The sequence below is a fragment of the Streptomyces sp. NPDC051563 genome, from assembly GCF_044454225.1.
GTDB lineage: Bacteria > Actinomycetota > Actinomycetes > Streptomycetales > Streptomycetaceae > Streptomyces.
In genome coordinates, this window is the sequence record NZ_JBITDL010000060.1 from 1 (window position 1) to 19,299 (window position 19,299).

The following is a 19,299-nucleotide window of genomic DNA, read 5'->3' on the forward strand; positions in this document are numbered from 1 at the left end:
CCTGCCGTCCGCAGCCACCGACCCCGGGTCTTTCAGCCGTCCGGCGTTTGAGGACCGGGGTCCGGGGCGGAGCCCCAGGGGGTCCGGGCGCAGCCTGGTTCCTCGTTTTCGGTCGGGCTGCGCCAAATTCAGCCCCGCCGGCGTTTGAGGCGCGGGGTCCGGGGCGGAGCCCCGGGGGTTTGGGCGCAGCCTGGTTTCCCGGTTCGTGATGGGGCTGCGCCAAATTCAGCCTCGCCGGCGTTTGAGGCGCGGGGTCTGGGGCGGAGCCCCAGGGGGGCCGGGCGCAGCCCGGTAGCCCGCTTTCAGCCCGGCCGGCGTTTGAGGACCGGGGTCCGGGCTGGCCCGGGGAACGGTGGAAGGGCGGGTAGGGGACTTCGCCCCGCAGGGTCGGCCCGTGCAGCGGGGGATGGGGGCGGACGCCCCTAGGGGGCCAGGCGGGTCAGGCCCTGGTGGATCTCGGTGGGGGTGTGTGTCGTGAAGGAGAGCCGCAGGGTGCGGGGGTCCGGGGCCTCCGCGAAGAAGGGGGCTCCGGGGACGAAGGCGACGCCCCGGGAGGTGGCCGCGCGGAGGAGGGCCGTCGCGTCGTGGCCCTCGGGCAGGCGGGCCCAGACGAACATCCCGCCCTCGGGACGGTTCCACGTGGAGCCCGGCGGCAGCGCCCCGCCCAGGCCGCGGAGCAGCGCATCGCGCCGGACCCGGTACGCGTCGCGGACACGGGCCACGTGCGCGTCGAGATCCGCCACCGCGAGGTACTCCGCCGCCGCCAGCTGGTCCACCGTCGAGGTGTGCAGGTCCGCCGCCTGCTTCGCGAGCACCGCCCCCCGCAGCAGCCCGGCCGGCGCGCGCAGCCAGCCGAGCCGGAGTCCGGGGGCCATGATCTTGGAGAAGCTGCCGAGGAGCGCGGTGCGGTCCTCCGCCCCGGGGTAGGCGGCGAGCCGGGGCAGTTCGCGGCCCTCGTAGCGGAGGTCCCCGTACGGGTCGTCCTCCAGCAGCCACAGGCCGAGCCGGGCGGCGACCGCCGCGATCTCGGCGCGGCGGCCGTCGGGGAGGGTGCGGCCGGTCGGGTTCTGGAAGGTGGGGATCGTGTAGAGCAGCTTGGGGCGTTCGCGGGCGACGAGTTCGGCCAGTGCGTCGGGGAGGATGCCCTCGTCGTCGCACGGCACGGGGATCACCCGGGCGCCGGCCAGCCGGAATCCCTGGAGGGCCGCCAGGTAGGTCGGGTTCTCGACGAGCACCGCGTCGCCCGGCTCGATCAGCGCGGTGGTGAGCACGCCGAGCCCTTGCTGCGATCCGGTGGTGATCAGCAGGTCGTCGGCGGTGGTGGGCAGGCCCTGCTTGCCGAGCCGGGCGGCCACGGCCGCGCGGAGCTCGGGGGAGCCTTCGGTGGTCGAGTACTGGAGGGCGCGGCGGGCGGACCGCGCGAAGGCGGAGTCGTAGGCGGCCCGCAGGCCCTCGGTGTCGAAGAGCTCGGGCGCGGGCAGGCCGCCGGCGAAGGAGATCATGCCGGGCTGGGCGGTGACGGCGAGGATCTCGCGCACGGCGGAGGGGGCGGTCGTGAGGATGCGGGCGGCGAAGGCCGGCGGCGGGGTGGTGGCGGGTGCGGCGCCGACTGCGGCTGCGGGCGTGGAGGCGGGCGCTGAGGCGGGCACGGGGGCTCCTTCGGGAGGCGGGTGCGCGCATCGTAGCCGCGAGAAGGTGTAGATGGCACCTATGTATCGGATGCTGAACGTCCACCAGGGGATACCTATCTGACGTTGCATCAGCTAGACCGTCTTCATGACAGCAGACGAGCGGAACACCCGGGCCGACGACTACGCCGAGCTCGCCTCGGTCGGCCCCTACGGAGTCCACCCCGGCCACGCGCTGATCACCATGGTCGAGCCGCACCCGGGCCACGAGTTCGCGTACAACCGCTGGTACGAGGACGACCACTACTACGCCGGTGCCATGGCCATGCCCTGGATGTTCGCCGGCCGCCGCTGGGTCGCCACCCGCGAGCTCCAGGAACTGCGCTACCCGGAGAAGTCGGCCGTGGCCCAGCCGGTCACCGCCGGGTGCTACATCTCCACGTACTGGGTCACCGAAGGCCGCTACGACGAGCACATGAAGTGGACCGTCGGCATCAACAAGCGCCTCAACCGAGACGGCCGGGTCTACCAGGACCGCACCCACGTCTTCACCGCGTTCCAGGACCACGAGGCCACCGTCTACCGGGACGGCGCCGCCGGCCCCCGCGACTTCCACGCCCTCGACCACCCCTACGGGGGTCTCGTGGTGCAGGTCGTCGACGCGGAGGGCCCGGAGCAGCGGGCCGAGCTGCTGGAGTGGCTGCGCTCGCGCGCCCTGCCGAAGCGGCTGGCCGGCTCACCGGCCGCGATGGTCACCGTCTTCCGGCCGACGCCGCTGCCCGGGGACCGGATGACGTACGTCAAGCAGGTGGAGGGGGTCGACACCCGCCTGACCCTGCTGTGGTTCCTGGAGGCCGACCCGCGCACCTGCTGGGACCGGTTCCAGGGGCTGGACGCGGAGGTCGCGGAGTCGGGGCTGGGGCGGGTGGAGCTGGTGGCGCCCTTCATCCCGACCGTGCCGGGGACTGACCGTTACGTCGACCAGCTGAGGTCGACCGGATGAGGTGGGCGGGCTGAGGTCGACCGGGTGAGGTTGGCCGGCTGAGGTCGACCGGCTGGGGCGGTCCGGCTGGGGCGGTCCGGCCCCCGGACACGGCCGAGCCCCCTCGGCAGGCGACGGCGGGCCGGTCGAGAGGGCTCCCTCAGTGGTGCAGGTGGTGCATGTGGTGCAGGCCGTACGGGCTGCGGGGATCGCCTCGATGCTCAGACGAGGCGTCCCAGCCGGCCCTCGGTCACATCGGCGACGAAGGAGGTCCAGGAGCCGGGCGCGAAGGTGAGGGACGGGCCGTCCTGCACCTTCGAGTCGCGGACGGCGATCGATTCCATGACGGGGGACTTGACCTCGACGCAGGCGCCGTTGGCGGAGTACGAGGACTTGGTCCAGTTTTCCGTTGCGCCTTGACGAATAGCCATGTTTCTCTCCGGTTCAGCGAGTGGTTCCGGTGTCGTGTCGGCCATTGCTCCGGCTGACGTGATCGACGCTACCGGCAGCGCCCGTTGCGCGAAGAGGTCGTTCACCCGACCGAGTGGCATATTCCATTCAGGTCTTCTGCCACCGGGGAGGGACGGTGTACCGTACGGGCCTTTTCTCCGGACCTCATTTCTCCTTGCCCGCGAAGTCCTCGATGATCTGCGCGATGAACTGCCTCGTCTGGTCCACATTGTGGGCCTGTGCACGCAGATGTTCGTACATCACGCTGTATTTCTGGACGTCATTCGCTTTCTCCAGATACAGGTCGCTCGTCACGCCCTCGATGTAGACGACCGTGGAGTCCGAGGCGTCGGGGAATTCCAGAATGGCGTACTGGCCGTTGACGCCCGGGTGGGCGCCCACCGAGAAGGGCATCACCTGGACCGTGACGTGCGGCTTCTCCGACTGCTCTATCAGGAACTCCAGCTGCCGGATCATGAGCTGCGCATCGCCCACGTACCGCCGCAGGGCGGCCTCGTCGATGACCGCCCACAGGCGCAGCGGGCCGATCTCGGGATTGCTGTTCTCGGTCTCGTGGAGCCGCTTCTGGCGGTGCATCCGGACCTGGACCCGCTTCTCCACGTCGACCGGAGCCGTCTCCGGCCACGCGCCGCGGACGAGCGACTGGGCGTACTCCGGGGTCTGGAGCAGCCCCGGGATGACCAGGGGCTCGTAGGTGCGCAGGCTGGCGGCGTCCGTCTCCAGGCCGATGTAGACGCTGTACGGGATGTCTCCGAAGGCGTGCCACCAGCCCTGCTGACGGGAATCCTTGGCCATCTGCATGAGGGAGTCGACGAGCCGCCGGTCTTCGACCTCGTAGACGTCGCACAGATCGCGGACGTCGCGCTGGCTGATGGAACGGCGGCCGTTCTCCAGCCGGCTGATCTTCGACTGGGAGACGAGCAGACGTTCCGCGACCTGCTCGGCCGTCATGCCTTTGTCCTCGCGCAGTTTGCGCAACTCCATGCCCAGTCGGCGGCGTCGGACGGTGGGATTGACATTGGACGCCACGTGAACGGCACCTCCGCCTTCTTCTGTTGCTGTCTCTTCGCTGTCTCTCTGTGTCTGCTGGTGAGCAGACTGCCACCGAAGCACGTGACCTCGCTGGGGAACGGCCGGGAAAAGCAAACGCGCGGGCCGACGGGGCCGGCGTACCGGCTCCGTCGCCCCGCGCGTAGGCGGTTGCGACTGCTGCTGTCCTGCATGCCTTGCTTGCCCTGCGTGCCGTGCTGGTCCTGCCTGTGCTGCCTGTCTTGCCCGTGTTACGTGCCTTGCCTGTCTTACGTGTCCTGCCGGTGGATCAGTGCGCGGCCGCGCGGGCCATCGCACCGGTCCGGCGCGGCTGCAGCGGAACGGCTGCCGCCGTTGCCCTGGCGGGCTGGGCCGGTGCCCGGTCGCGGCGCGGCTGTGCGGCCACACCGTTCTGGACGTCCATGACGGCGTGTGCCACCAGTCCGCCCATCGGGTCGTGCCGGATCAGGTCCCGCAGCCGGGACCTGGACGACCGCCCCTCGTTGCCGGGGTACAGGTGCTTGCCGAGCCCGACCGCGTGGGCCAGTGCGGCAAGCGCCGCGGTCCGCGGGTCCGGCGGTACGCCGGTGCGGATCGCACTGTCCAGCCGGCCTCGGATCTCCCGGCTGATCGCTGTGTCGGTCGCTTGGTAGCGAGTCGTCGGCAGCACCCCGCACATCTGGCCCGCGACGGCATGAACCATGCCGCAGCGCTCCAGGTGAGCGAGGTAAATCTGACGGAGCCCCAGTCGGGGTCCGCCGATCCAGTGGACCGCCCGAACCGGGCTGCCGCGCCTGCGCAGCAGTTCCAGTGCGGAGTCCAGAGTCGGATCTCCTGTCGGCCGTGGCATCACCACGGCGATACGATCCCCATCAGGGGCTATCCGTCCTGCCAGAGCCAGCTCCACTAGCTGTGCCCCGGCCAGGCCGAGGTCGAGCGACTGCGGCTGCGCCGTGGTACCCGTGGCCGGGTCCAAGGCGAGCAGCAAAAGCTCCTCCGGAATCGTTCTGCGGCTCTTGCCCATCCATGCCTCCCCGCGTGGATGAGTGACAGGGTGACGCCTCTCACATTCATCTGTCGAGAGTGCCTGACCGCTTTGTGGGGGAACCGTCAGCTATGTCGTTCTCGTCTAGCACGGGGGCGATGCCCCCTAGACGGGACACTGTTAGACATTCGGACAGCCGGACGCGAAAGCGATCGAGGAGGAACTGGTGGCGGGCGAGTCCCCCGACAAGTCGGTTGATGAAGGAACGTCGGGGACGGCGGAGTCGTCCGAGGGGCGTGACCCGAGGGCATCGCTGCTGCGCCCGAGGGACTCGGAGGACGGGTCCGCGGAGCGTGATCCGCTGCGCGAGGCGGTGGCCGCGTGGGTGGCCACGGCGGAGGACGAACCGTCCGACGCGCCGGCCGCGCCGGGTGCGCGGACCGAGGTCTTCGAAGCCCTGCCCGCGGAGGCGGCTGCCGCCGGTGCGGGTGCGGGTGAGGGTTCGGATGCGGATGTGGATCCGGCATCTTCGGCTTCGGATTCTGCTTCCGGGTCCGGGACGGGGACGGGGACGGGCTCCGGGAGCGGCGGGAACGCTGCCGGGCCGGTCGAGAGCGAGCGCACCGCGGTGTTCCGTACCCCCGTGACCCGCCCGGCTGCCGATTCCGCGGATTCCGCTTCCGCTTCCGAGCGTGCGGATGGCTCGGACGCCCGGCCCGCAGCCGCCTCCGCCGGCGGCGCGAGCGCGGCACCTTCGGCGGATGCCGACGGGTCCACGTCTACTGCCTCCACATCCGGATCTGCATCCACTTCCACGTCCGGTGCCGGTTCCGCTTCTGTGTCCGACGACTCGGCCGCGCCCGCGGGCGGCGACCGTACGCCCGCCTCCGGCGCGGCGAAGCCGTCGGCCGAGGCCGGCCGGGGCGTGGGTTCCGCTTCAGGCGAGCCTGCAGGTGCCGCGGGGCCGGTCGGGAGCGACCGTACGGGTCTGCCTTCGGGTTCCGGTTCTGCCGCCGACCGGGCGGACCGCGCCTCCGGTGAGACCGCCTCCGAGGCAGTACGGGGCGGGAGCGAGCGCACGGCGTCGTTCCGTACGGGCTTGCCCACGGGTTCCGGTTCTGCCTCCTCTCCTGCCCCCTCTGCTGACTCCGACGCGGCCCGCGAGCCCGCGTCCGGCGCCGGGTCGGTCGAGAGCGAGCGCACCGCGGTGTTCCGTACGGTCACCCCGCCGGCCGCCAGCGGTCGTCCGGCGGATTCCGCTTCGGCACCGGCCGAGGTGCCCGCCCCCAGTGGACCGGCCGAGGGCGAGCGCACGGCCTCCTTCCGCACGACGACCGCCCCGGGCTCCCGGACCCCTTCGGACACCCCGGGCACGCAGGCTGACCGGCCGGCCCCCGACACGGCCGCACCTTCGTCCACCGATCCGTCCACGGACGCCCCGGGTGCTCCGGGCACCCGGCCGTCCGTCGGCGCCCCGGGAGCCACGGCTACGCAGGGCGGCCAGGCCTCCCCGGGAGCCCCGGCTTCCGTGGGCCCCCGACCGGCCGCCGGCGCCCAGGGCGCCCCGGCTTCGCCGGGCCCCCGGCCGGCGGCCGACGCCCAGGGCGCCCCGGCTGGGCCGGGTAGCCAGGCGGCCTCTCGTGGCCCGGCCTCTTCGGACGCCGAGGCCTCCTCGGGTGCCCCCGGCGCTCCGGCTGCGCAGGGTGTCCGGAGTCCCTCCGGGGCTCCGGGCGGCTCCGGCTCCGGTGGGGCCGTCGACAGTGAGCGGACTGCGGTGTTCCGGGCGGTCAAGCCCGGATCCGGGGCCGGTTCCGGTCAGGGTGGTGCGCCGGAGGACAGTGAGCGGACCGCCGTGTTCCGGGCGGTGAAGCCGCCGGCTCCGGCCGCTCCGGCCGACGACGAGCCCGCCGACAGCGAGCGGACGGCCGTGTTCCGGGCCTTCAAGCCCGGCACCGCGAACCCCGCCGCCCCCACCGCCCCCGGCTCCGCCGGGCAGCCCACCGCCAAGCCCGCCACCCCCGCCGCCCCCGGGCAGGGCACCGGCCGGTCCGTGCCCCCGAGTGCCGTCGGCGGGGAGCGGGCGAGCACCTTCGTACCGCTGCGGAGCGACGACGTGCCCGTGCGGCCCGCCACGGGCGCGCCCGGCGCGCCCCCCGCCCCCGGTGCTCCGCGGGCCGCGGCCACGCCCGCGGCTCCGGCTCCGCTGCGGGCTCCCGTCGACCCCGGCGTGCGGACCCCCGTGAACCGGGAGTCCCCGAACCGGGAGTCCCCGGAGCGCACCACGCAGCAGCCGCTGCCGCCCAAGCCGCCGCTCGACATGCTGGCGGACCTCACCAACAACCCGCCCCCCCCGCCGAGCGCGGTCCGGACCACGGTGCGGCGGTTCAAGATCTACGCGCCCGTCCTGGTGCTCCTCGCGGTGATCCTCGCCGTCGTGCAGCTCGTGCGTCCGCTGCCCAAGCCGACGCTGAAGATGACCGCGAACGCCTCGTACACCTTCGAGGGCGGGGCCCCGGCCCTGCCCTGGCCGAAGGAGGGCCAGGCCTACATGGCCGCGGCCGGCCTCGGTCCCGTCGGGACCTTCGGCGAGCAGAAGCCCGTGGCGATCGGCAGTGTCGCCAAGGCCATGACCGCCTACGTCGTCCTCAAGGACTTCCCCATGAAGAAGGGGGAGAAGGGCCAGATGATCCCCGTCGACAAGGCGGCGGTCGAGGACGGCAAGAAGGAGACCGAGGGCGAGTCCACGGTCAACAACCTGAAGGAGGGCGGCACGATCTCCCAGGAGGACGCCCTCAACGCGATCATGATCCCGTCCGCCAACAACGTCGCGCGGCTGCTCGCGCGCTGGGACGGCGGCCAGGAGGCGTTCGTCAAGAAGATGAACGACACCGCCAAGGAACTCGGCATGACCAACACCACGTACACGGACCCCTCGGGTCTGGACGCGACCACGGTCAGCACCGCCGAGGACCAGGTCAAGCTCGGCCTCAAGATCGTCGAGATGCCGGAGCTGATCGCGATCACCAAGAAGCCGAAGTGGACCGACCCCACGGGCAAGGACTGGCGCAACTATAACGACCTGGTTCCGTTCAACGGCTCGCTCGGTATCAAGACCGGCTCCACCACCAAGGCCGGCGGCAACCTGCTCTTCGCCGCCGAGAAGAAGGTCGGCAAGACCAACCAGCTGATCGTCGGAGCCGTCCTCGGCCAGCACGGCGTGCCGATCCTCGGCACCGCGATCGGGGCGAGCAAGAACATCATGCTGGCCACGCAGAAGATGCTCACGGCCGCGCCCGTCGTCAAGAAGGGTTCCGTCGTCGGCTACGTGGACGACGGGCTCGGCACCCGGGTCCCGGTCGTGGCCACCGCCGACGTGGAGGCGGTCGGCTGGCCGAGCCTCACCATCGCCGTCAAGCTGGCTGACGGAGCCACCCAGCTCCCGCAGACCGCCAAGGCGGGCTCGGAGATCGGCATGCTGACCGTCGGCGAGGGCGCCAGCCAGGTGAAGGTGCCGGTGGCGCTGCAGAGCGACCTCGTGGCACCCGGCATCGGCAAGAAGCTGACGCGCGTCGGCTGAGGCACGCCGGCTGCCGCGCACGAGCGCGGAGCGGGTCGGGCGCCCCGGGGCAACCCCGGGGCGCCGGGCCGCGTCTACGAACCGAGGGACGTACCCGAGGGACGCACCCGAGGGACGCACCCGAGGACCGGAGTGGGGAGTACGTCGGCGTGACCACCGCTGAGCGGCAGGAAGAGGGCCGGGAGCAGGCCCATGGCCGGGGCGGGGTTCCGCCCCGGGACCCAGCTCCGAGCCCGCAGGCGGGCCCGGGCCCCGTCGGCCGTGCCCTCGGCCGGGCGCGCCGGCACCCCGTGGCCGTGGCCACCGTGCTGGCCGGGCTGCTGCACCTGATCTGGTTCTTCGCCGTCGCCAACAGCGGCGGCGACCTCGCCGCGCAGGACGCCTGGGCGGAGTTCGTGGGCCGCCATCCCGACTCGGCGTACAACCTCGCCTGGTACGGCGGCATGCACCCGGTCTCGTACAGCGTGGTCTCGCCCTACGTGATGCACGTGCTCGGTGTCCGCACCACGATGATGATCGCCGGTACGGTCTCGGCCGGGCTGCTCGCGATGATCCTGACCCGCTGCCGGGGAGCCGTCCGCGAGCCGCTGTGGCCCGCGCTGGCCGGGGTGTACGGGCTGCTGTGCAACGCGGTGTCGGGCCGCGTCACCTTCGGGCTCGGCGTGATGTTCGCGCTCGGGGCCGTGGCCGCCGTCTTCTGCTGGCCCCGCAAATGGGCCGAGCGGCGCTGGGCGAAGGCCGCCGTGGCGGCCCCGCTCGCGGCGGTCGCCACCGCCTCCAGCCCGGTCGCCGGACTCTTCCTCGGGGTGATCGCGGCCGCGCTGTTCCTGAACGGCCGGCGCCCCGGTGCGTACGCGCTGGGCCTGGCCCCGGCCGCGGTGGTCGGGCTGTCCTCCTGGCTGTTCCCCTTCTCGGGGACCCAGCCGATCAAGCTGATCTCGGCGGCGCTGCCGTTCGCGTGCGCGCTGGCCGCGCTGTTCCTCGTACCGAAGAGCTGGAAGTCCGTCCGGACCGCCTCCGCGATCTACGCCCTCGGGGTGGCGCTGACCTGGGCGATCGACTCCCAGGTCGGCTCGAACGTGACCCGGCTGGCCATGCTGTTCGGCGGGGTCGTGCTGCTCGCCGCCCTCCCGTACGAGGCCCCGCGCACGCGCCGCTGGTACGGGCTGCTCCTCGCGCTGACCGGAGTCACCGCCTGGATCACCGTCAACAGCATCACCGACATCGTCCGCACCACCCCGCTGGCCTCCTGGAGCCGGGAACTGGCCCCGCTGGTGGACCAGCTCCAGAAGGCGGGCGCCGACCGGGGCCGCGTCGAGGTGGTCCCGGCCAGCAGCCACCGCGAGTCCTCCGCCTTCCCCGCGTACGTGAACCTCGCCCGCGGCTGGAACCGGCAGGCCGACCTGGAGCGCAACCCGGTCTTCTACGACGACACCCTGACCTCCTCCACCTACCGCGAGTGGCTCGACCGCTGGGCCGTGCACTACGTGGTGCTGCCCGCCGACAAACCCGACGAGGGCGGCCGGGACGAGGCGAAGCTGGTCCGTGAGGGACTGCCGTACCTCCAGCAGATCTGGGGCGACGCGAACTGGCAGCTCTTCAAGGTCACCGACCCCACGAACCTGGTCGCCGGCCCCGCGACGGTGGTGCGGGCCAGCGCCGACCAGCTGGTCATCGACGTGAAGCAGGCCGGCCGGGTACTGGTGCGGATCCCGCACTCCCCGTGGCTGGGCCTGGTCGACGGCGCCGGCAAGGCGGTGGAGCCGCCGCAGGAGACGGAGGCCTCGAAGGCCGCGGGCAAGGAGACCCCGAAGGGCGAGGTCGCCGCGCCCAAGGTCTACGCGAACACCGCCGGATGCCTGTTCAAGGCACCCTCCGACGGCACCGGCGACGAGTGGACGGAGCTGCTGGCCCCGGCGCCGGGGGAGTACCGGATCGCCGCGAAGTACCAGCTCCCGCGGGGCACCCCCTGCCCGGAGGATCTGCTCTACGAGGTGCTCGGACCACCACAGCGCCCGGCCCCACCGCGCCAGTGACGGCCCCTCCCCCCTCCTCGATCCACCCTCCTCGATCCACCCTCCTTGATCCACCATTCTTTACGTCCGGTCCGGGTGCGTTGAGCCCTTTATATGCATACGATCCCAGTAGTCCGATTGGGTGCCCCGAGTCTTTTTAGGGAGTGACGACGGGATGAGCAAAGAGCAGAAGCAGGACTTCCAGGCGGCTGTCGCGAAGGCCGCGGAAGCGACCGGCCTGCCGCGCACCGTGCAGGCCGCGCACGGCTTCTCCGGTCCGGTCCGGAGCAAGATCAAGGGCGGAGCGCACACGAAGGCGGAACTCAAGCGGGCCGGGACCCCGCAGGGCGACCGCATCGGCGAGCGCAGCAGAGGCCTCAGCTGAGGCAGGGGCCCGAGCCGGGCCCGCCTCGTAGCGTCGTGATAAGCCCTTCCGGCCCCGCCCGGAAGGGCTTTCGACTGCCCGCTGCCTCTTCCCTCTCCCCTCTCTGCCCCGCCCTTAACAGCTTCGCGGGACGGTGTCCGGCCGGCTGTTACCTCGCCGACGCAGGACCTGGACACGGCCCTCGTAACGTCGAGCCCGTCACCACCGCAGGCGACACCGACCCGAGGGACACACCCCCATGCGCACCACCGTCCGTATCGCCGCCGTCGCGGCGCTCGCCACCATCACGGCCTGCGGCACCCTCGCCGCGTGCGGCCGCGGCGGGGCCGGGCTGCCGGCGGATCCCCAGGTGCGCAGCACGGCGGCCCCCACCCCCTCGGGCGCGGCGGCCCCCGCCCTCCCGGGAGCGAGGCCGACGGGCATGAAGATCAGCGCGGCCGGCGTGGACGCCCGGCAGATGGTCGACCTCGCCGTGGACCCGGCGACGGGCGAGCTCGGCGTACCGAACGCGGACACCGACGCGGACAACCCGGGCTGGTGGACCCAGGGCGTGACCCCGGGCGAGAAGGGGGCCGCCGTACTCGTGGCGCACTTCGACACGAAGTACGGGCCCGCGGTGATGAAGAACGTCAAGAAGATCAAGCTCGGCGACCTGATCGAGGTACCGCGCGAGGACGGAAGGACGGCCAGGTTCACGATCCGCGAGATCGAGGACGTGGCGAAGAAGAACTTCCCCACCGACAAGGTCTACGCCGAAACCAACCGCCCCGAACTACGCCTCCTCACCTGCGGCGGCGAAATCAAGAACGGCCACCGCACCAACAACGTGATCCTCTACGCCGACCTGGCACCCTGACCCCACCAGACGAACCACAAACCAGACAGGGCCTCGCAGCCGATCTCGCACAGCGCGACGGGCACGACGACGTCGGCCCATCGCAAAGGCCCCCAGTCGCGATCGACTGGGGGCCTTCGGGATTGTGCCCTCGGCAGGATTCGAACCTGCGACACCCGCTTTAGGAGAGCGGTGCTCTATCCCCTGAGCTACGAAGGCGGGGGTGTCGGGAGGCCTGGTGGGGGCCCGCTGACCGTTGAACAGCGTAGCGGATCGGGGTGGGAGTGGGTGCATGGATTCTCGGGGGGTCATGCCGTGGGGTCGGGGTGGGTTGTGGTGTGGCGGGTTTCGTGGACTCGGGGGGAGTGGAGCATGGCCGTGGAGAGGGCGGCCAGGTTGTCGGGGTCTTCGGTGGAGCTGACGGTCCAGCGGTGTTCCGGGGTGAGGGCGGGCAGGGCGCGGCGCTTCTGGATGACCGCGCGGGCCAGGACGGAGGCGTCGGCTTCGGTGCGGGCCCGGCGGATCTCGGAGTGGTCGGCCAGGGCGAGGGCGTAGGTGTGCTTGCCGGTGGCGTGGTCGAACCACGGGGTCAGGCGCAGGACGGCGTCGAAGATGTCCGTTTCGCGCTGCATGAGGCGGCGTTCCACGGGGCGCCACCACGGCATCGGCGGGGGACTGGTGGCGGGGATCTCGGGGCGGATCTCCAGCCAGAGGGGGTGCAGGAGGCGGAAGCGGTGCAGGGCGCGGTACAGGGAGCCGGCGCGTTGGCCGAGGGGCGGGAGCAGGAAGCCGGAGCAGACGAGGAAGGCGCCGAGACCGGCGAGGGCGAAGGCCGCGTCGGTGCTCAGGGTGTCCCAGTCGTGGCCGAGCCAGCGGGCGACGATCGCGGTGTACTTCAGGAGGTCGTAGCCGAGGGTGCACACCGCGCCCGTGGTGATCAGGAGCAGGCCGGCCTTGAGGGCGCCGGGGACCTGTCTCGACCAGCGCAGGCAGAAGATCACCAGGGTGGCGGCCGCGACGTTGTGCGCGACCAGGTAGAGAAGGATCATCTCCCGGATCCAGGGCGTGCAGGCGTAGTAGGTGTCCAGGTCGCGGAGCCGCTCGACCGGGGCGTCGCCCAGTGCGAACAGGACGCAGATGGCCGCCATCACCGCGGCGTAGGCGGTCAGGCACAGCCGGGTCCGGCGCAGGATGGCGCGGGCGTCGGCGTCTCCCCGCCAGTGGATCAGCAGCACGATGCTGATCCCGTCGAAGGCGGCCACGAGGCAGTACGCGATCGGGGCCGCGATGTTCGGTACGCCGAAGGTGTCGTTGATGACCGCGAGGTTCGGGGGAGCGGCGGTGACGAACAGGAGCGCGCCGACGAAGAGGGTCGCGGTGACGGCCCTGAGCAGCGGGTCGCGGGGGTTCTTCCGCAGGGCCCAGAGCTTGATCGCGGTCGCGACGAGGAAGCCTGCGGCCGTGCACAGGTAGGCGACTCCCGGGCTCACCGGCGGCTCCCGCGGCCCGCGCGAGGGGGAGCGCCCACGATCAGCTGCCGTCCGCGCGGGCGGTGCCCACGGGGACGGAGGAGCGGTGGATCTTGGAGAACTGGATGCTCAGCCGGGCGAGACCGTTGGTTCCCGAGACGAGGGTGGGGAGCGCCGGGCCCGGCCCCGAGGCGGGCGGCAGCTGCCGCGGCTCCGCCCTGTCGGAGGCCTCCGCGAGGGCGAGGGCGGCGTGGATGGTGGCCGCCTCGGCGAAGATGAGGGCGGCTTCCGGCTCGCAGCCCTGCGCGGCGGCGTACTGCTTGGCCGCCTCGTGGTGGCTGCCGTCCAGGTGGGGGGCCAGGTTGAGCAGTCGGTCGGAGATGTCGGTGGAGCGGGCCATCGCCCGGAACTCCGGCGAGGACGTGGGCCCGATCCGCAGGGGCTTCCCGGTGCCCGCGAACGGCTGGAGCGCACGCCACAGCGGCTCCATCGCCCGGTAGGCCCGCCAGGACACCCACATCGACCCCAGCCGGGGTCCGACGACCGGCAGCAGGAAGCCGATCGTCGTCAGGCCGGCGCCCAGGCCGGCGAGGGGCGGGGCGACGTCGGTGCTGAGCGAGTCCCAGCGGTCCGTACCGGCCCACCGGGCGCCGATGGCCAGGAGTTTGAGCAGCGCGAACGACATGCCGATGCCGAAGCCGGCCACGAGGACGAGCAGGCCCCAGTGGGTCCAGGCCGCCTGGAGGTCCCGGAGCTCGCGGGCCCACCGCCAGCACTTCGTCACCACCACGGCGGCCGACCCGAGGTGCGCGGTCAGGTAGAGCACGACCATCTCCCGCACGAAGGGGGTGTTCGCGTAGAAGGTGTCGAAGTCGCGCTGATGCTCGATGGGCACGGTGCTGAGGCGGAAGAGGACGCAGAAGACCACGATCACGACGGCGGTCGCCGCGATCCACGTCCTGGTGTGTCTGCGGAGGATGTCTTCGGGCCCGCCGCGCCAGTGGATGAGGAGCACGATCGAGCCGCAGGACACGCACAGCAGGATGCAGTAGACGAGGAGCGCCGAGATGTTCGCTACGCCGGTGAGCCGGTTGACCCGCTCGATCGTCGGCGGCGCACCGAACACGAAACCCGCTGCCGAGGCCGCGAGGATCACGAAGATCGACTTGGACATAGGCGAGCGCCAACTGCGCCAGAACGAGGGCGACTTCACCGCCAGGGCGATCGCCAGGACCCCGGCGGGGATGTAGTAGTCCGGTCCGGTCATGTTCAGTAGCCTCTGCCTCTGCCCATGCTCGACTGGAGCCGGTCCGCCAAGCCGCTGGTCGCCGCGGTGCCGTTGGCGCCGTTGTCCTTCAGGCAATCGCGCAGCCGGGTTCCCATCTGTAGTCCGAACTCCTCCGCGTCGCTTTCTTCCTGAGTGTCCACGTGGCTCCGCGCGGCCAGGGAGACGAGGTCCTCGCCCGCCAGTTCACCGCCGAGCGACCGGGCGGCCGCCGCGGCCGCGTCCGCCGCGGCCGCGCCGCTACGGGACCCATTGGACCCGTGGGACGCATTGGACCCGTTGGACCCATTGGAGCCATTGGAGCCATTGGACCCATGAGCGCCGTCCGGCCCATGAGCTCCGTCCGGCCCATGGCCCCCGTGGGTCAGGCACTCGCCCATCAGCGCGTGCCACATCTCGTGCGCGAAGATCACGAACTGGTGGAGCGTGGTCGTCTGGCGTTCGACGACGATGACGATGCGGTCGTCGAAGCGCGCCGTGAGGCCGCTGGCCGTGCCCTCCGGGAACTCCCGGAAGTACAGGAGGACCGGACGGAACGGGCGCTCGCCGCGGTTCTCGTTGAGGCGCCGTTCCACGTCGGTCCGGAGCACCGCGAACAGGCTGTCCGGATCCGAGGGGATCGGCCGGTCGAGGCCCGTGAAGACGGTGTCGCAGAACTTCGTGATCTTCCGCGAGGCGGCCCGCCGTGCCAGATGGGTCCTCGGTGCGGCGAGCAGGAACCGACGGGACGGCAGCCTGCCGAGGACCCCGAGCGCCCTCCGGCGAAAGCCGGCCGTCTGCCCCTCGTTCATCCGTGTGCCCCCACTGTGCGTTCCCCTCCGACGGGCGGTGTAGCCGCGGCCCGCCCTGTGGCTTGCTGCGGCTGAAGGTCAGGACGTTCCCTGCGTCCGGACCGGATCTCAGGATCCGGCGTCTTCTCGTGCGATGGCGTCCAGGAAGGCCATCAGTGCCGTCTCCAGGTGCGGGGACAGCTCTTTGTTGCCCAGGCGCAGTTGGACCTGCATGGCGTGGCGATTGCGCAGGATCTCCGGGGGGTTCCCGAGGAACGCCGTGAGTTTCGGGATCACCGTGCGGTCCAGGACCCGCTGTACGGCCTCCGGCGGAGTCTGCGTGAAGAACTCCATGGGGACGCCGAAGAACTTGGCGAGGCCGGCACCGTGCCAGATGTTGGGCGTGCTGTGGTTGAGCAGCTTGCCGTGCCATTGCGGGGTCATCCCGCTCCCGGCGGCGATCTCGGCGGTCGTGTACGGGCGCCTGCCGCCGGTCTGCTCGTCCACGGTCAGCCGCGTTTCCCTGAGGAACGCGATGCGCCGGGCCAGCTCGGCCGCCGCGCTGCAGGGCGGTTCGACGGGCTCGCCGTCGAGCAGCCGCCGGATGTCGGCCTCCGGGAGGGAGGTGTGGAAGGAGAGGTCGCGCAGGTTGAAGACCGATGCCCGGTCGAGCCCCGACTCCGTCTGGAGCTCCTCGACTTCCCTCACGGTCCGCGCGAGGTGCTCGTACCCGTGGTTCATGGACCCTCCCCGTCGGCCGGAAGGGGAACCCGTGGTCAAGGCGAGCCCGCACCCTCCGCGCGCGCCACTAGATCACGGAACGGTCGGATCCGCAATGAAATGATCGTTTCACCGCCGTCGCCCCTGCTCCCGACCCGGTGCCGGCAGTCCGTGACCCGGTGTCGTCAGGGGCGCTCGTGCTCGGCGGTCCCTTCGAGGAGGGCGGTGATCTTCTTCGCCACGCCGTACGAGCCCACGGGCTGCCGGGCCTTGGGCTGCCGGGCCTTGGGCTCCGGGGCGTGCACCGGGTGAGCGCCCGGCCGGTGCGCGTCCGAGCGGTGCGGGTCCGGCCGGTGGGCGTGCGCCGACGGGACCGCGGCCCCGCCGGAGTCACCGGGTCAGGAAGCGGTCCCGTAGGCGGGCCGTGGTGGCCGGGGTGATGCCGACCGGGCCCGCGAGGTAGGCGTGGACCGAGCCGTGGCGGGTGGCGAGGTCGGTCAGGGTCAGGCGCAGGATCTCCGCGGGGGCGCGGCCGTACGAGGGCCAGCGCATGGTGCGGCCCGGGTTGGCGGTGTGCCAGTCGGCCGTCAGCCGGGTCGTGGCCAGCTCGGTGAGGGCGAAGTCCGCGAGGATCTGCTCCTCGTCCACGCCGAGGAGGGTCAGGACGAGCGCGGCGATCAGCCCGGTTCGGTCCTTGCCCGAGGTGCAGTGGAAGACCGCCGGGCCCGGGCCCTCGGCGAGCAGTTCGACCGCGGCGCGGATCTCCGCCACCCCGTCCTCGGCGACCTCGGCGAACCGGTCCGCGAGGAACCGCCACGGGTCGGTGTCCGGGTCGATCTCGGCCTGGTCGTAAGGCCGGTGCTCGATGCTGAGGTTGGCGTACGTGAACCGCTCGGGCTCCGGTATCCGCCCCTTCGCCTCGATCTCCCAGGGGTAGCGCAGGTCGATGACGGTCCGCACGCCGAGGTCCAGGAACCGGTCCCAGTCCGCTCCCGCGAGCTTGCCGAGCGAGTCCGCGCGGTAGAGGGCGCCCCACGCGACGGCGGAGCCGTCCTCCGTGCGATAGCCCCCCAGATCGCGGAAGTTGTGCAGTCGCTCGAACTCGATGTGGCGGGTCATGCGGGATCCCCCTCGGTGTCGGCTCAGTCCATCCGCAGGGCCGCGGCGAAGTCCATCTTGTCCTCCAGCCGGCTCAGGTTGCGGCCCGTCAGTGCCTCGATGCGGCTGATCCGGTAGCGCAGCGAGTTCACGTGCAGGTGCAGTGCCTCCCCGCAACGCGCCCAGGACCCGTCGTGTTCCAGGAAGGACCGCAGGGTGGGCACCAGGTCGGAGCGGTAGCGCCGGTCGTAGTCCGTCAGCGGGGCCAGCAGCCGGCGGCTGAACTCCCGCCGGACCTCGGCCGGGATCAGCGGCAGCAGCGCCATGACGTGCGCGGCGAGATCGTCCGGCCCGCAGGCGGCGACCGGTTCCGAAGGGGCCGCGACCTGCCGGGCGTTACGGGCCTGCGCGAGCGCGTGCCGCAGCTCCGCGGGCCCGCCCACCGCGTCGCTGACCCCGAAGGCCAGCCGCTCCCCGGCCCGCAGCCCGCGCGGCAGCGAGCCGCCGGCGACCCGGACGACCGCCTCCGGGGTCAGCGGCGCGTCCGCGCCGACGAGCACGAAGGCGACGACCTCCGCCCCGTCCCCGGCCGCCGTGACGGCCATCCGCGGTCCGGCGTCCGGCCCCAGGCACCGCGGATGCAGCAGGACCTCCTCCAGCAGGTCCCGTACGGCCGCCGCCCCGGGGAACCCGGGCCCGTCCCGCACCTCCAGCCGGGCCGAGACGGCCTGCCAGCGCAGCGGGCCCCGCGGGCCGCCGTCCCCGGGCTCCCGCCCGGTCCCGGCCGTGAGCCGGGCGGCCGCCGCCTCCTCTTCCTCGAAGAGCGCCTGCCCGCCCTCCGCGGCAGTGGCCGAACCGACCAGCGCCAGCAGTCGTTCGGCGGCGCGCCGCCGCATCGTGCGGTCGGTGTCGCGGCCGCCGCGCTCCACCGCGACCAGCCGCGCGAGCCGGCCCAGCAGGTCGACGCGTTCGCCGTTCCAGTCCGCGGTGTCCGCCTCGACGGCGATCAGCCAGTCCGTCAGCGCCGCACCGGGAGCGCGGTCCCCCTCCCCGGCCCCGGAACGGACCGGGAACAGGGAGAAGGCCGTCCCGCGCGCGACCGTACGGTGCGGGGCCCGCTCGCCCGCCCGTTCGGCGGCCAGGAACCGCCCGGCCAGCGCCGAGGCCGTCTTCTCCGGCAGCGGCGGCCGCGCGCCCGCGATCTGCCGGCCGGTCGGGGAGAGGATGTGCGCGTGCAGGTCCAGCTCGGCCAGCAGCAGTTCGAGGAGGGCTTCGGCCCCCGCCCCGGCCTGCCGCCCGGTGCCGAAGCGCCGGTGCCGGTCCACGAGCGCGGCGAGACCGCCGATCCGTTCCCCGGTCCGGCCGCGCGCCACGTACTCGGTGACCGAGGCGAACGGCACCTCCACCCCCACCGCGAGCAGCGGCAGCCCGTACCGGGCGCAGGCCTCCACCAGATCGTCGGGGACGTGGCCGAACTGCGCCTCGCCCGCGCCCAGCGCCACGGCCCCCGCCTCCACGAGCACGCGGACGAACGCGTCGGCCCGTTCGGTGCCCTCGTCCTTGCGGTGCCAGGCCAGTCCGGACAGCACCAGGTCCCCCGGGGACACGAAGCGCCCGGGGTCGGGCAGGTCGATCGTCACCGTTCCGAGGACGGGCCGGTCGAGGTCCCGCTCGCCGCCGGGCAGGCGCAACAGGCGCAGCAGACACGGGTCCGCAGGCGCGTGGGCCTCATCGGACGACAGCAGATCACGGAGCCTCATGACCCCACCCTGCCATGTGCAGTCGGGATCCCGATTGCGAAGGTTCCCCACTGAACCGCAGGTCAGACCTTTACGGTGGGGTAATTCAACGGAAATCGGGGTGAGTCCGAGCACCTCGGTTCATGGGATCGGTGCCGGCCGGGCCGTGGGGGGGGGGGGGGGGGGGGGGGGGGGCGGCCCCCCCCCCCCCCCCCCCCCCCCGCCGGGGGGCGGGGGGGGGGGCGGGGCGGGGGGGGGCCGGGGCGGGGCGGGGGGGGGGGGGGCGGGGCGGGGGGGGGGGGCCCGCGCGC

15 protein-coding genes and 1 tRNA gene are annotated in these 19,299 nt (G+C 72.5%); 5 read left to right on the plus strand and 11 right to left on the minus strand.

Going from position 1 to position 19,299, the window contains the following annotated elements; all coding sequences use genetic code 11:
* Positions 1-422: 422 nt before the first annotated feature.
* On the minus strand, positions 423-1,649 hold the full coding sequence (locus ACIA8F_RS38455; RefSeq protein WP_399385698.1) for a PLP-dependent aminotransferase family protein: 1,227 nt from the start codon (positions 1,647-1,649) through the stop codon (positions 423-425).
* 127 nt (positions 1,650-1,776) lie between these two features.
* Here ACIA8F_RS38455 and ACIA8F_RS38460 point away from each other — a divergent pair, with 127 nt between their 5' ends.
* Positions 1,777-2,631 (plus strand): hypothetical protein, encoded by an 855-nt coding sequence (locus ACIA8F_RS38460; protein WP_399385699.1) that lies wholly within the window; start codon positions 1,777-1,779, stop codon positions 2,629-2,631.
* A 200-nt stretch (positions 2,632-2,831) separates the two neighbouring features.
* Here ACIA8F_RS38460 and ACIA8F_RS38465 read toward each other — a convergent pair whose 3' ends face one another.
* From ACIA8F_RS38465 to ACIA8F_RS38475, 3 genes are all read right to left on the minus strand, one after another.
* On the minus strand, positions 2,832-3,041 hold the full coding sequence (locus ACIA8F_RS38465; protein ID WP_267760097.1) for a DUF397 domain-containing protein: 210 nt from the start codon (positions 3,039-3,041) through the stop codon (positions 2,832-2,834).
* Positions 3,042-3,225: 184 nt separating this feature from the next.
* Positions 3,226-4,110, minus strand: coding sequence for a helix-turn-helix domain-containing protein (locus ACIA8F_RS38470; RefSeq protein WP_399385700.1), 885 nt, complete (start codon positions 4,108-4,110; stop codon positions 3,226-3,228).
* 289 nt (positions 4,111-4,399) lie between these two features.
* Positions 4,400-5,134, minus strand: coding sequence for a GPP34 family phosphoprotein (locus ACIA8F_RS38475; protein WP_250742596.1), 735 nt, complete (start codon positions 5,132-5,134; stop codon positions 4,400-4,402).
* 1,813 nt (positions 5,135-6,947) lie between these two features.
* Here ACIA8F_RS38475 and ACIA8F_RS38480 point away from each other — a divergent pair.
* From ACIA8F_RS38480 to ACIA8F_RS38495, 4 genes are all read left to right on the plus strand, one after another.
* Positions 6,948-8,672 (plus strand): serine hydrolase, encoded by a 1,725-nt coding sequence (locus ACIA8F_RS38480; protein WP_399385701.1) that lies wholly within the window; start codon positions 6,948-6,950, stop codon positions 8,670-8,672.
* Complete coding sequence (locus tag ACIA8F_RS38485; RefSeq protein WP_399385710.1) at positions 8,669-10,708, plus strand: MFS transporter; 2,040 nt, start codon at positions 8,669-8,671, stop codon at positions 10,706-10,708. The genes ACIA8F_RS38480 and ACIA8F_RS38485 overlap by 4 nt, the downstream gene beginning before the upstream one ends.
* A gap of 154 nt (positions 10,709-10,862) precedes the next feature.
* On the plus strand, positions 10,863-11,072 hold the full coding sequence (locus tag ACIA8F_RS38490) for a hypothetical protein (RefSeq protein WP_399385702.1): 210 nt from the start codon (positions 10,863-10,865) through the stop codon (positions 11,070-11,072).
* A gap of 238 nt (positions 11,073-11,310) precedes the next feature.
* Positions 11,311-11,928 (plus strand): sortase domain-bontaining protein, encoded by a 618-nt coding sequence (locus ACIA8F_RS38495; RefSeq protein WP_399385703.1) that lies wholly within the window; start codon positions 11,311-11,313, stop codon positions 11,926-11,928.
* 125 nt (positions 11,929-12,053) lie between these two features.
* Here ACIA8F_RS38495 and ACIA8F_RS38500 read toward each other — a convergent pair.
* From ACIA8F_RS38500 to ACIA8F_RS38530, 7 genes are all read right to left on the minus strand, one after another.
* A tRNA-Arg gene (locus ACIA8F_RS38500) sits at positions 12,054-12,126 on the minus strand.
* An 89-nt stretch (positions 12,127-12,215) separates the two neighbouring features.
* Positions 12,216-13,397 (minus strand): MAB_1171c family putative transporter, encoded by a 1,182-nt coding sequence (locus ACIA8F_RS38505; RefSeq protein WP_399385704.1) that lies wholly within the window; start codon positions 13,395-13,397, stop codon positions 12,216-12,218.
* A gap of 40 nt (positions 13,398-13,437) precedes the next feature.
* Positions 13,438-14,643 (minus strand): MAB_1171c family putative transporter, encoded by a 1,206-nt coding sequence (locus ACIA8F_RS38510; RefSeq protein WP_399385705.1) that lies wholly within the window; start codon positions 14,641-14,643, stop codon positions 13,438-13,440.
* 2 nt (positions 14,644-14,645) lie between these two features.
* Positions 14,646-15,452 (minus strand): hypothetical protein, encoded by an 807-nt coding sequence (locus ACIA8F_RS38515; protein ID WP_399385706.1) that lies wholly within the window; start codon positions 15,450-15,452, stop codon positions 14,646-14,648.
* A 108-nt stretch (positions 15,453-15,560) separates the two neighbouring features.
* Complete coding sequence (locus tag ACIA8F_RS38520; RefSeq protein WP_399385707.1) at positions 15,561-16,172, minus strand: hypothetical protein; 612 nt, start codon at positions 16,170-16,172, stop codon at positions 15,561-15,563.
* A gap of 369 nt (positions 16,173-16,541) precedes the next feature.
* Positions 16,542-17,270, minus strand: coding sequence for a tyrosine-protein phosphatase (locus ACIA8F_RS38525; RefSeq protein ID WP_399385708.1), 729 nt, complete (start codon positions 17,268-17,270; stop codon positions 16,542-16,544).
* 23 nt (positions 17,271-17,293) lie between these two features.
* On the minus strand, positions 17,294-19,009 hold the full coding sequence (locus ACIA8F_RS38530) for a PucR family transcriptional regulator (protein ID WP_399385709.1): 1,716 nt from the start codon (positions 19,007-19,009) through the stop codon (positions 17,294-17,296).
* Between the last annotated feature and the right edge of the window lie 290 nt (positions 19,010-19,299).